Below are 13,148 nucleotides of genomic sequence, written 5' to 3'. Positions count from 1 at the left end.
GAACGCTCGCGACGCCGCGAGCACCGGCACCCTGCCGATATCAAACGACTGGAGAATCGCAATGACGCGCATCACCCGAGCCGCGGCCGCGGCCGCCGTCGGCTCTGTGCTGGCCATCGCAATCGGCGGATGCTCCGCCGCCGGCGGTGTGCCGCAGGGCACGGAGGACGATCCGATCACGATCACATTCTGGGGTTCCTACGGAAACGGCGGGAATTCCGCGCAGCAGGAGGTGCTGGACAAGACGCTCATCCCCTCGTTCGAGGAGTCGCACCCCGGCGTCGAGGTGAAATACGTCGATGTGCCCTACGACGACCTGCTGCAGAAGCTCACGACCTCCGCCGCTGGCGACGAGCTGCCCGACCTCGTCCGCGCCGACCTCGGATGGGTTCCTCGGTTCGCCGATCTCGGCGTGCTCGTGCCCCTGTCCGACGTGATGGACGACTTCGACGAGCTCGCCGACGCGACCTACCCGGGGGTCCTCGCCACGAATCTGTTCGACGGGAAGTACTACGGCCTGCCGCTCGACACGAACACGCGGGTGCAGATCACAGAGCCGGGGGCGCTCGCCACGGCCGGCGTCGACACGCCTCCCGCGACGTTCGAGGAGTTCGTCGCCCTCGGTGAAGCGCTCGAGGGCACCGGGGTGACGCTGTTCGCCGACGGCGGCCTCGGCGCGTGGAACATCATGCCGTGGATCTGGTCCGGCGGCGGGGACATCGCCGACGAGGACCTTACCGCCTCGACGGGTGTGCTCGACAGTGACGAGAACATCGCCACGATCCAGATGCTCGTCGACCTGTTCGACTCCGGTCAGGTCTCGTCCGGGATCATCGGCAACGAGGGCGCCGTCTCGACCAGCGAGGGCCTTCCCAACGGCGACTACGCGACAATCCTCGACGGTCCCTGGATGACCGGCATCTGGGCTGACCAGTTCCCGGGCTTCGAGCCCGTGTACTCGCCCGTGCCCGCGGGACCCGGCGGATCGATCAGCGTCGTGGGCGGGGAAGACATCGTCCTCACGGCGTCGTCGCAGCATCAAGAGGCGGCGCTCGAGTTCATCCGGTTCACGCAGTCGGAGGAGTTCCAGCTCGCACTCGTGCCCACCGGCCAGCTCACTGTCGTCGAGGCGCTCGGTCCCAAGCAGGTCGAGCTCGTGCCGGGTCTTGAGGTCTTCACGGCGCAGCTCGAGACGGCGAAGAACCGCCTCGCCATCACGCAGGGCGCAGAGGTGGACACGATTCTGAACGAGGAGCTCACGCCCGCGTTCGAGGGAACCGTGTCGGTCCGCGAGGCCCTCAGTGCGGCGGCGGCCCGCATCGACGAGCTGCTCGCTGGCTGATGACCAGCGGCACGATGTCTCCTGAGCTCCGGTCCGCGGGCGATCCGTCCGCCGACCGGGGCTGGAGGGGCGCCCGTCCCGCCGGCACCAGGCCGCCGGATGCGACCCGCGCCCGGGCGCGCCGGCTCTCCATCACGCCATACCTCTTCCTCTTCCCCGGCATCGCCCTCTTCGCCGTCGCGGTGCTCTACCCGATCCTGCAGGCCGTCCACATGAGCCTGTTCGACTGGAAGATCGTCGGGAGTGCGACGAGCGAGTTCCTCGGACTGGAGAACTACCGGCGCGCCTTCGCCGACGAGCACTTCTGGCTGGCCCTCGGCAACACGGCGTTCTACGCGGTCGCCACGATCATCCCCCAGATCGTCATCGGACTCGCCGTCGCGCTCCTGCTTCACCGTCGCAGCCCCGTGCAGCCCTTCCTGCGCGTCCTCTACTACCTGCCCGTGGTCACGAGCTGGGTGGTCGTGTCGCTGCTGTTCCGATTCCTGTTCGCCGACCAGGGCCTCGTGAACTTCGTGCTGGGCACCGAGACGTCATGGCTTGCAGACAGGTGGACCGGCATGCTGGCCATCAGCGCGCTCGGCGTGTGGAAGGGCATCGGATGGTCCATGATGATCTTCCTCGCGGCGCTCCAGGGAGTTCCGCGCTCCCTCTTGGAAGCGGCGGCGATGGACGGAGCCGGTCCGTGGCAGCGCTTCCGGGTCGTCACGCTCCCAGCCATCTGGGCGGCGCTCGCGTTCGTCACGATCATGCTGGTGATCGGCGGCTTCAACGTCTTCATCTCCGTGTACCTGATGACCGGCGGCGGGCCGGCCGGCCGTACCGACGTTCTGCTCACATACATGTACGAGCAGGCTTTCGGCAGCCTCGAGTTCGGATACGGAGCGGCGATCGCGGTCATCCTCACAGCACTCGTGCTGTGTCTCTCCCTCATACAGCTGCGGATGTTCCGCGATCGGAACGGGGGGTTCGCGGAATGACGCTCATCGCCCGCGGCGCGCGCCGGACGTGGCTCGCCACGACTCTTCGGATCGGAATCCTCTCGCTCGGCGCTCTGGTCATGGTCGCACCGTTCCTCTACATGGTGTCGATCTCGTTCACCGAGTCGACGTACGTGCTCACGACGCCGCCGCAGTTCATTCCCGATCCTGCGACGCTCGCGAACTACGAGCAGGCGCTCATGACGCAGGGGCTTCCGCTCGCCTTCGCGAACTCGCTGTACATCGCGGCGATCTCTACGGCGGTCTCCTTGCTCATCAGCTCGATGATGGCGTACGCGTTCGCTCGGTTCTCGTTCCCTGGACGCGAGCTCATCTTCCGCATCCTGCTCGTGGGGCTCATGATCCCTGCCGTGATGCTGCTGATCCCGCAGTTCATCCTCGCGAAGCACCTCGCGCTCCTGGACAGCCACCTCGGCCTCATCGTGTTCTACGTCGCCGGCTCGCTGGCTCTCAACACCCTCCTGCTGCGGGGATTCTTCGAGGCCATCCCCGGCGAGTTGGACCAGGCGATGCAGGTGGACGGTGCGAACGCGTGGACCCGGTACTGGCGGCTCGCCATCCCGTTGGCGCGGCCGGGCCTTGCGACCGCCGCCATCTTCACGTTCTTCGCTTCGTGGGATGAGTTCGCGTGGGCACTCACGATCATCAACACGCCCGAGCTGCGGACCCTCCCGATCGTCATCCGGCTCTTCGCAGGAGCGGGGAACAACGCCGTGCAGTGGGGCCTGGTGTTCGCGGCATCCGTCATCGCGATAATCCCCGTCATCGTCGTGTTCCTGGCCTTCCAGCGGCACTTCGTGCAGGGCTTGACGTCCGGCGCGGTGAAGGGATGACCATGGGCGACATCGAATTGCTGCCCGAGCGTGGGTGGGTGCGCCTCGGTGAGCCCGTCGTCGTCGAGGTCCGCCGCGTCGCGAGCGCGGCACAGGCGACGGATGCCGCGACCGGCGGCGAGATCGTCGTATGGCACCTCGGCGAGCCGATCCGTCGCATTCCCTACACGGGCGAGGCGGCAGTCGATCTCGGGGCGCTTCCCGCCGGCGGCTACGGAATCGAGCTCCAGACGGACGCCGGGAACGTGCGCACCGCGATCGACGTGCGGGACGACCCGCGGGCGCGTCTGCGCTACGGCTTCGCCGCGGATTTCTCTCCCTCGCGTGACATCACGGGCCTCGCCGACCTGGTTCGACGACTGCACCTCACAGCCATCCAGTGCTACGACTGGGCCTACCGTCACGCGGACCTCCTCGGCGGTGGGGAGGAGTACGCGGACGCCCTCGAGCGCCCTGTGTCGTTGCGGACTGCGCGGGAGATCGCGCGCGCAGTGCAGGAGCGAGGGGCCGATGCACTGGGCTACGCCGCTGTATACGCGGTCGGAGGCGACGAGTGGGGTGCCTGGAGCCACGATGCGCTGCTCACGGCGTCAGGCGAGCCGTACGCGCTGGGCGACTTCCTGCGGGTCGTCGACCCCGCGGCGCCCGATTGGCTCGCGCATCTCACCGACGAGCTCGTTGCCGCGACGGAGAACATCGGATTCGACGGATTCCATCTCGACCAGTACGGGTGGCCGAAGCGCGCCGAGCGGGCCGACGGTACGCAGATCGACGTCGCCGAGTCGTTCGCCGCGATGCTTCACGCCGTGCGCTCCCGGCTCCCGGGCGCTCGGCTCGTGTTCAACCAGGTCAACGACTTCCCGACGTGGCGCACGGGAACGAGCGCACAGGACGCCGTCTACATCGAGCCATGGGAACCGCAGTCGACGCTCGGCGCGCTCGCGGCGACCGTCGAGCGCGCCCGGGCGGCCGGAGGAGGCAAGCCCGTCGTCGTGGCGGCCTATCAGCACGTCTACGATCTCGAACCTGCCGAGGTCGCCGACCGAGCGGTGGCGCTCACGATGGCGACGCTCTTCTCCCACGGTGCGACGCAGCTGCTCGCGGGCGAGGCGGATCGGATTCTCGTCGACCCCTATTACGTGCGCAATCATCGCGTCGAGGCTTCAACGGCGGAGCTGCTCAAGCGCTGGTACGACTTTCTCGTCGCGCACGACGAACTGCTCATGCCGCCCGGGATCGTCGATGTCACCAACGCATACGCGGGCGAGTACAACGACGACTGCGACGTCTCGTACGCGAGGGAGGCGTCGCCCCCAGTGGATCTCGAGCCGGTCGCCGGGGCGGTGTGGCGGCGCATCCGCGATGTGCAGGGCACGCTCGTCGTGCACCTCGTGAACCTCACGACGCAGCCGGACACCCGGTGGGATGCGCCGCGGGCACCGCTTGAGCCGGTCGCGGGCGGCCGGCTTCGCGTCCGACGGGTGCGAGGCCGAATGCCGCGTGTCCGTGTCGCCGACCCGGACGGAGCCGGGCGTCTCATCGACGTGCCCGTCCGCGCGGAGGGGGAGGACCACGCCGTCGCGGAGCTGCCACCGCTGCGCGTGTGGCAGCTCGTCGCGGTGGATCCCACGGGAAGGTCCGACGATCGCGCGGGCGAGGACGCGGCGGAGGCACGCGCATGACGACGGATGCTCGCGCGCTCGCCGCGCCCGTCGACGACCGCGACCCGCATTCGTGGTGGCGGACGTCGGTCGTGTACCAGATCTATCCGCGCAGCTTCGCCGACTCCAACGGCGATGGCGTCGGCGACCTGCGCGGCATCATCGAGCATCTCGACCACCTCGTCGATCTGGGGATCGACGTCGTATGGCTCTCTCCCATCTACGCCTCGCCCCACGCCGACAACGGCTACGACATCAGCGACTACCGCGCGATCGATCCCGTGTTCGGCACGCTCGACGACTTCGACGAGCTCGTCGAAGCGCTCCACCTCCGTGGCATGCGACTCGTGATGGATCTCGTCGTCAACCACACCTCGGACGAGCACCCGTGGTTCGTCGAGTCGGCGTCAGGCCCCGACAGCCCGAAGCGGGACTGGTACTGGTGGCGGCCGCCTCGCGCGGGTCGCATCGGTGGATCACCGGGCGCGGAGCCGAACAACTGGGGGTCGTTCTTCTCCGGTCCGGCCTGGACGTACGACGAGGCATCCGGGGAGTACTACCTGCACCTGTTCGCCCGCAAGCAGCCCGACCTGAACTGGGAGAACCGCGAGGTGAGGGCCGCCGTGCACGACGTCATGCGATGGTGGATCGACCGTGGCGTGGACGGCTTCCGCATGGATGTCATCAACCTCATCTCCAAGCACCCGGATCTGCCGGACGGCCCCGTCCGGTCCGGCGGCGCGTACGGGGACGGGTTTCCGCACTACAACTGCGGGCCACGTCTGCACGAGTTCCTGCAGGAGATGCACGAGCATGTGCTGGAGGGGCATCCGTCGCATCTCCTCACGATCGGCGAGATGCCGGGGGTGACGATCGACCAGGCCCGCCTCGCGACGGACCCCGCGCGGCGCGAACTCGACATGGTGTTCCAGTTCGAGCACGTGAGCCTCGACCACGGTCCCACCGGGAAGTGGGAGCCGACGCGCACGAGCATCGATCGCGTCTTCGACACCCTCGTCGAATGGCAGGAAGGGCTCGCGGCCGCAGGCTGGAACGGCCTCTACTGGAACAATCATGACCAGCCTCGTGTCGTCAGCCGATTCGGCAACGATCGCGAGCACTGGCACGCGTCGGCGACGGCGCTGGCGACCGTGCTGCACATGCAGCGCGGCACGCCGTTCGTCTACCAGGGCGAGGAGCTGGGGATGACGAACATGCCGTTCTCGGACATGGCGGAGCTCCGCGACATCGAGAGCCTCAACCACATCGCCGAGGCGGTCGCCCGGGGTGCGGAACTCGACGGCGTCTTGGCGGCGATCCGCTGGAGCGGCCGCGACAATGCCCGTACTCCCATGCAGTGGACGCACGGTCCGCATGCGGGCTTCACGACGGCCGAGCCGTGGATCGGGGTCAACCCGAACCACGATCGCATCAACGCTCACGACCAGCGTGGCGTGCCGGGCTCGGTGTTCGAGCACTATCGGGCTCTCATCGCACTTCGGCGCACCGACCGCGTCGTGAGCGACGGGACGTTCGCGCGGCTCACGACGACAGACCCGCTCGTCGTGGCGTTCGAGCGGAGGCTCGGAGACGAGAGCCTCCTGGTCGTCGCCAACCTCTCAGATGTCCCGCGTCATGCTGTCGAGGCTCCTGCCGACGCGGTGCTCGTCCTCCGGAACGTCCTCGGGCCGGTCACGAACCTGCTCGCACCCTGGGAGGCGCGTGTCCACCGCATCCGTCCATGATCACTGCTGAGACGACGGATGCCCCGACTCACGCGGGTCGGGGCATCCGGGTTTCTGTGCCCGAGGCGGCCGGTCAGTTCTTCGCGATCGCGCCGTCGGGTGACACCGGCAGCACGTCCGTGGGCGCGCCCGCCTTCAGCGCGAACGACTGCAGCAGCGCCGCGAGGTCGAGGCCGGTGAGGCCCTTCACGACCTCGGTGCCCTCGCCGAGCACCTTGCCGACGGTCTTCGTGACGTCGGACGCGCCGTCCGTCGAGACGACCGTGAGCTTGTCGATCGCGGCGATCGGCTCGGCGGCCGCGCGGACGATCTCGGGCAGACGGGAGATGATCTCCTGCGCGAGGGCGGCCTCGCCGTACTTCTGCAGCGCGAGCGCCTTCGCGTCGGTCGAAGCGGCCTCCGCGAGACCCTCGGCCTGGATCGCGGCGGCGCGAGCCTCACCCTCGGCCTTGACACCTTCGGCGAGCGCGACCTGCTTGTCGCGCTCGGCCTGACCGGCGAGGCGCACGGCGGCGGCGGCCGCTTCGGCGTCCTGGACCGCGGCGACCTTGTTCGCCTCGGCGATCTTGGTGCGCTTGTACGCGTCGGCCTCGGTCGCGGCGTTGGCGGCGTCGCGGCGGGCGGTGGCCGCCTGCACCTCGGCGTACGCCTGGGCTTCGGCGGGCTTGCGGATCTCGATGTCGAGGCGCTCCTGAGTCACGAGTGCCTGTTCGGTGAGCGCCTCGCGCTCCTGCACGGCGACGAGCTTGTCCTGCTCGGCCTTCGCGAGCTGACCGGATGCCTCGGCCTCGGCGTTCGCGCGGTCGGTGTCGGCCTTGATCGACGCCTGGCGCAGCGATAGCGCCTTCTGGCGTTCGGCGATCTGCTCCGCAGCCTCGATGCGCGCGAACTCGCTCGCACGCGCGGCTTCGGCCTCGCTGATCTCGGCGACCTGACGCGCACGCGCCGCCTCGGCGCGACCGAGGTTGGCGAGGTAGTCGCTGCCAGGCGTCGAGATGTCGCTGATGTTGAGCAGGTCGACCTGCAGGCCCTGCTCGACGAGGTCGGCCTTCGTCTCGGCGACGACCCGGTCGGACAGGCTCTTGCGGTCGGAGATGATCTGCTCGATCGTCATGTCTCCTACGATCGAGCGCAGTGAGCCTTCGAGCGACTCCTTGATGATCTCGGTCAGGGCGTCCTGCTGCGACAGGAAGCGCTGCGCGGCGCGCCGCACGCCCTCTTCGGTGCCGCTCACCTTGAAGTTGATCGACGCCTTGATCGCGATCTTGATGCGGTTCTTGTCGACGCCCTCGACCGTGATGCCGATCTGGCGCTGCTCCAGCGAGATCGAGAAGCCCTGCTGCAGGATCGGCCACACGAACGTGCGACCGCCGATGACGACGCGTTGGCCGCCGGGCGCCTCGCCGGGCGCGGGCTTGCCGGCTCCGCGGCCGACGATCACGAGAGCCTCGTTGGGGGGTACGCGACGGATGCGTCGCGCGATGAACACGAGCAGTCCGAGGACGGCGACGATCAGCGCGATGACAGCGCCGATCTGGATGACATCGACCGGCATGTGGGTGTCCTTTTCGGGTGTGGGGGATGGATCGGGTGCCGCGGCGCGGGCACCGGGGCATCCGTCGCCGCTTCGCGGCTGGGTACTAGTCGGCGACGACCTTGACGCGCGTGCCGGTGTGCTCGACAACGCGGATGCGCACGCCCTCGGCGATCGTGTCGTCGGCGAAGGCGAAGCGCCGCTCGACCTCGTGCGGCCCGTCGAGGCTCACCTCACCGCCGGCGGGCGACACCGTGGAGCGCGTCACGCCCGTGAGGCCGATCGCGGAGACGGGCACGCCGTCGGAGCTCTTCGTCAGCCGACGCACGAAGAAAACCGCGAGCAGGTACGCGAGGAGCGCGAGCACGCCCGCGAGCACGTACGCCCAGACGAGGTCGAGTCCCGCCGTCGTGGTGAGCACGCCGGATGCGCCGAAGACGACCGCCGCGACGCCGAGCGCCGTGCCCGAGATGGCGCCGTCGCCGATCTCGAAGTGGTCGAAGATGTCGCCGACGAGGAGCGAGATGACGAGCACGAGCAGCCCGATGCCCCCGATGACGATGAACGGCGTGAGCTCCAACGGCTGCTCCTCCCCAGCGGCGGTCCGCACCTCGGTGTGGGACCGGTTCCCTCCACCCTAGGGGTTCGCCGGATGCGGCATCCGCCGGGGTTCAGCCCTGGGGATAACGTTCGCAGCCGCACCGTCGGGGGGAGCGGAGTCAGCCCTTTCGGTCGACCTGGCGCATCAGACGCCTCCGCCGCCGGACTTCGCGGCCGCCTTCACCCCGCGCTTGTACTCGCGCACCTTCGCGAGCGAGTCGGGCGAGACGATGTCGGCGACGCTGCGGTGCGAGCCCACTTCTCCATAGGGGGCGGATGCCTCGCGCCACCCGTCGCCGTCGTAGCCGTACTGCTTGCCGAGCAGAGCGAGGAAGATCTTCGCCTTCTGGTCGCCGAAGCCCGGCAGCTTCTTGAGGCGCTTCAGGACTTCGGCTCCGTCGGGCGCTTCGGCATGCCCTGCAGCCGGGGTGGTCCAGATCGCGGATGCGTCGCCGCCCCAGTCCTGATCGATCGCGGCGCACAGCGCCTGAACGCGCGCGGCCATCGATCCGGGGAAGCGGTGGACGGCGGGCGGCTTCTTGAACGCGTCGGCGAATGCCTCCGGGTCGTATCCGGCCAGCGCCGCGGCGTCGAGCGTGCCGACGCGCTCGCGGATCTTGAGCGGGCCCGCGAACGCGGTCTCCATCGCGACCTGCTGGTCGAGCAGCATGCCGATGAGCAGGGCGAGGGGATCGTCCGTGAGGAGTCGATCCGCGTCGCTGTCGCCGGTGATGTTCAACGTCATGCCGCAAGTCTCCCACCGGCTCGGTTAGGTTGTCAGAGAACTCTCGCGCCCTGGGCGCGAACCCGACAGCCCAGGACCGTGGACCGCATGCCGATTCCCCGCTCGTCGCCGCTGACGACCGGCCGCCTCTGGCGGGCACGCGCGCTCGCGCGCGCAGGGTTGCTCGCGAGCGCGGCCGCGACCGTGGCGGTCGCCGTCGCGACGGTGTGCCTCGTGCCGGCGGCGCTCGCTCGCGCGGCGGGGGAGGCGGGGCATCCGCCGCCACCCGGCCTGTCGGCCGAGGACGTGGCCGACCAGATCGAGCTCGGATCGACGGCGCTCGCGACAGCGGCACCGGCCCTCGTGCTCCTCGTCTCGATCCTCGCGGGCACGGCGATCGCGCAACTCGCACGGCTCATCGCGGCAGCCCGCGACGACGAGACGGCGACGATCCGGGCGCGCGGCCTGTCGTCGGGCCAGGCACGACTGCTCGACGCGGGCGAGGCGCTCGTCGTGGTCGTCGTCGGCGGCATCGTCGGCGTGGGTCTCGCCTCCGTGATCTCGGCCGTCGCCGGCGGTTCGGCGCTCGAGGCGCTGGCGCAGTGGCCGTGGGCGCTCGCGGCCGTGGTCGTGCTCGGGATCGTGTTCACGATCGCGCTGCGCCGCGGCGAACGCCGGGCCGGATCGAGCCGCACGACCCGCGCCACGACCGCCGCCCTCGTGGTGGTCGTGCTGCTCGCGGCGGCGCTCGTCGTATGGCAGCTGCCCGCCGCGCGTGCGGGAGGCTTCGACCCGATCGTCGCGATCGCGCCCGCGGTCGTGCTCATGGCGGGCACCCTCGTCGCTCTCGCGCTCTTCGGCGTCGGTTCGGCCGCGGTGGCGCGACCGTCGGCGGCGATCCCGTCGCTGGCTCCCGCGTACCCCACGCGCCAGGTGTCGCGGCGCGTGCCGATCTATGCGGTCGCGGTGCTGCTCGTCGGGCTCACGGTCGCCGAGACCGTCTTCGCGTCGGCGTATGCGGCGACGTGGAGCGCGATGACCACGGACTCGGCGGCGGTGCGCGCGGGAGCCGATCTGCGCGTCGACACGAAGCCCCAGTCCGTGAATCCCGCCCAGGTCCTCGAGGCCGCGTCGATCGACGGCGTCGAGGCCGCGTCGGCGGCGCTCGTCGAAGGCGTCGAGATCGGCCAGACGGATGCGCAGCTCGTCGGCGTCCCCTCGGCGATGATCGACGAGGTCGTGGCGACGGCGGGCGGCATCGTCGACCGTGACGCGCTCGCCGCCACAGCCGAAGTCGCCGACGACGACTTCCTCGTGAAACCGGAGCCCGTGCCGCTCGGCGACACTGCGACCGGCCTCCGCGTGCGCCTCGACATCCACGTCGTGGACGGCTTCCCGCAGGGCTTCACGGTCATCGCGCTGTTGCTGGACTCGACGGGCGCGCCCTTCGCGCTCCCGCTGGACGGCGGCCTCTTCTTCGACGCGGACGACCTGCCGCAGTTCACCGGCGACCTCGACTTCGAGGGGTACTTCGAGGGCGAGGCCGAGCTGCCGGAAGGTCAGGGGCCGTGGCAGCTCATGGCGGTCGCGACAGGGCTCGGGCCCGTCGCGGGCGGACAGATCACGGTCGAGGTCGCCGCGGCCGAAGCCATCGGCGCAGGCCCGCTCGACATCTCCGGCACGGGGATCATGACGGGTCAGAACCCCGACGCCATCGCGTGGCTGGGCGACGGCGGCGTGCTCGCCGAGGCGCCGCCCGTGCAGGGCGACGGCGTCGACTCGAAGCGCCCGCCCGTCCAGGTCGCCGCGACGAAGGCCCTCGCGTCGCGGCTCGGCGTGGGACCCGGGGACCTCGTGGAGCTGCGGTACGCCGGCACGGGGCGACGCGTCGACGTCGTCATCTCGTCGCTCGTGGATGCCGTGCCCGGGGCATCCGGCTCGCTCGCCCTCTTCGCGCCGCTCGAGCACCTGCTGACCTCGCAGCTGCAGCGGGGCACGTCGATCGTGCCGCCCAATTCGCTGTGGGCCGCGGGCGACACCGGGGCGGATGCCGCGCTCAGCGCCGCGATGAACGACCGTCCCGTCGCGACCGCGGCGCCGAGCCTTGCGGCGAGCGTGGTCGGAGCGCTTGTGCCGGGATGGTGGATCGCGACCGCCGGGTCCGCGGTGCTGTCGCTCGTCGCGGCGTTCGCGATCGTGCAGACGCTCGCGATCGCGCGGCGGCGCGAGCTCGGCGTGCTGCGTGCGGTCGGCATCACGGCCAGACGGCAGGCGCGCATGCGCGCGGCGGAGCTCGGCGGGGTCTTCGGCGCGGCTCTCGTGCTGGGCGCCGGCGCGGGCGTGCTCGTGTCGTGGCTCGTCGTGCCCGATCTCGTGCGCGCCGTCACCCCGGGCATCCTCGCGCTCGCCGGCGGCATCGATGTCGCGTGGGCACCCCTCGCGCTCGCGGTCGCCGCGCTCGCTGTGGGCCTCGCCGCGATCGTCGCGTACGCGGCGTTCGGCGTCTCGCGCGCGGCGCGCACCGCGACCGTGGGGGAGGAGTCGCGATGAGCCGCCGCGTCACGACCCGCGCCCTGGTCTCGCACCACCTGCGCTCGCGCATCGGCGGCGGCGCGGTGGTGGCGCTCCTCGTGCTCGTGCTGTCGCTGCTCGCGACGGCGGCGCCCGTCGTGCTCGGGCTGCTCTCCGACGCGGCGCTGCGCGACCGGCTCGGCGTGCTCGGCGCGCTCGAGCGGGACGTCGTCTCCGAGACCGCGGGAGCCCCGCAGCTCGGCGCCCACGACTTCTCGACCCCGTCCACGACGGATGAGGTGTGGGGCACGTTCCTCGAGGCGGTCGAGCGCATCCGCGCCGACGCCGACGATCCCCTCCCCGAGATCCTCGGCGAGGGTCGCGCCGTGACGACGGTGACCGACATGCCCGTCGCCGAGGCGCCGCGCACGCGGGCCGTGAGCATGGCGTTCGCGCCGGGCATCGAAGACGAGATCGTGCTGGTCGAAGGGCGGATGCCGGAGCCCGCGCCCTCGTACCTGCCCGAGCCCGTCGCGTCGGCGTCGATCCCGGGCGGCACCGTCGGCAACCGCGTCGAGGTCGTCCTCTCGGCCGACACCGCCGAGCAGATGGAGTGGGCTGTCGGCGAGACGCGCTCGGTCGGAACGCCGTCGGTGCTCGTCGAGCTCGTGCTCGTCGGCGCATTCGAGCCGATCGACCCCGATGCGGGCTACTGGGAGCATGTGCCGTCGTCGCTCACGCCGAAGATCTTCGACGACGGCAACCGCCCGCGCGAGGTGACGGGAATGGCGTTCCCACACCCCGCTTCGCTCGTCATGAGCGGCCTGCAAGGGCTGTACTCGACCACGGTGTGGTTCCCGACCGACACCGACCGCATCAGCGCCGCGACGGCGGAGGACACCGCGGCGGCCCTGCGCAAGCTGACGGCCGTCTCGCACACGATCGGCTCGTCGTCGGGGGGCATCGGGATCCTGAGCCTGCGCTTCCAGGCCGATGTCACGGGCGAGATCGAGCTCGCTCTCGCGCAGGGTGCATCGACGGTCGCCGTGATCGCGATGATCGTGGCCGGGCCGATCGGCGTCGCCGCGGCGGTGCTCGTGCTCGGGTGCCGCCTCATCCTCGAGCGGCGCCGCCCGAGCCTCCGACTGCTGTCGGCGCGCGGCGCATCGCTCGGCCAACTGCGCGGGATCCTCGGGC

9 protein-coding genes are annotated in these 13,148 nt (G+C 70.4%); 6 read left to right on the top strand and 3 right to left on the bottom strand.

Annotated features, from left to right (window positions below):
- Positions 1-61: 61 nt before the first annotated feature.
- From BJ991_RS01105 to BJ991_RS01085, 5 genes are read left to right on the top strand one after another with little or no spacing between them, the layout of a single operon-like run.
- Positions 62-1,342, top strand: a complete 1,281-nt coding sequence (locus BJ991_RS01105) for an extracellular solute-binding protein (protein WP_179486714.1) — start codon at positions 62-64, stop codon at positions 1,340-1,342.
- Positions 1,343-1,356: 14 nt separating this feature from the next.
- Positions 1,357-2,322 carry a carbohydrate ABC transporter permease gene (locus BJ991_RS01100; RefSeq protein WP_179486712.1) on the top strand — a complete coding sequence of 322 codons (966 nt, stop codon included), beginning with the start codon at positions 1,357-1,359 and terminating at the stop codon, positions 2,320-2,322.
- Entirely contained in the window at positions 2,319-3,176 is an 858-nt protein-coding gene (locus BJ991_RS01095; protein ID WP_179486710.1) for a carbohydrate ABC transporter permease, read from the top strand. The genes BJ991_RS01100 and BJ991_RS01095 overlap by 4 nt, the downstream gene beginning before the upstream one ends.
- A gap of 2 nt (positions 3,177-3,178) precedes the next feature.
- On the top strand, positions 3,179-4,858 hold the full coding sequence (locus BJ991_RS01090; protein WP_179486708.1) for a glycoside hydrolase family 66 protein: 1,680 nt from the start codon (positions 3,179-3,181) through the stop codon (positions 4,856-4,858).
- Positions 4,855-6,582, top strand: a complete 1,728-nt coding sequence (locus BJ991_RS01085; RefSeq protein ID WP_179486706.1) for an alpha-glucosidase — start codon at positions 4,855-4,857, stop codon at positions 6,580-6,582. The genes BJ991_RS01090 and BJ991_RS01085 overlap by 4 nt, the downstream gene beginning before the upstream one ends.
- Positions 6,583-6,655: 73 nt before the next feature.
- Here BJ991_RS01085 and BJ991_RS01080 read toward each other — a convergent pair whose 3' ends face one another.
- The 3 genes from BJ991_RS01080 to BJ991_RS01070 form a co-directional block, all read right to left on the bottom strand.
- Positions 6,656-8,137, bottom strand: coding sequence for a flotillin family protein (locus BJ991_RS01080; RefSeq protein WP_179486704.1), 1,482 nt, complete (start codon positions 8,135-8,137; stop codon positions 6,656-6,658).
- An 85-nt stretch (positions 8,138-8,222) separates the two neighbouring features.
- A complete protein-coding gene (locus BJ991_RS01075; protein WP_179486702.1) occupies positions 8,223-8,696 on the bottom strand; it encodes an NfeD family protein in 474 nt (157 codons plus the stop codon).
- 165 nt (positions 8,697-8,861) lie between these two features.
- A complete protein-coding gene (locus tag BJ991_RS01070) occupies positions 8,862-9,461 on the bottom strand; it encodes an HhH-GPD-type base excision DNA repair protein (protein WP_179486700.1) in 600 nt (199 codons plus the stop codon).
- Positions 9,462-9,548: 87 nt separating this feature from the next.
- Between BJ991_RS01070 and BJ991_RS01065 the strand changes: the two genes are divergently transcribed.
- Positions 9,549-11,990, top strand: coding sequence for an FtsX-like permease family protein (locus BJ991_RS01065; protein ID WP_179486697.1), 2,442 nt, complete (start codon positions 9,549-9,551; stop codon positions 11,988-11,990).
- The last annotated feature ends 1,158 nt before the right edge of the window (positions 11,991-13,148 follow it).

Origin of the sequence: Microbacterium immunditiarum, assembly GCF_013409785.1 — a bacterium.
Classification (GTDB): domain Bacteria; phylum Actinomycetota; class Actinomycetes; order Actinomycetales; family Microbacteriaceae; genus Microbacterium; species Microbacterium immunditiarum.
This window is presented reverse-complemented; position numbering and strand designations above follow the sequence as displayed.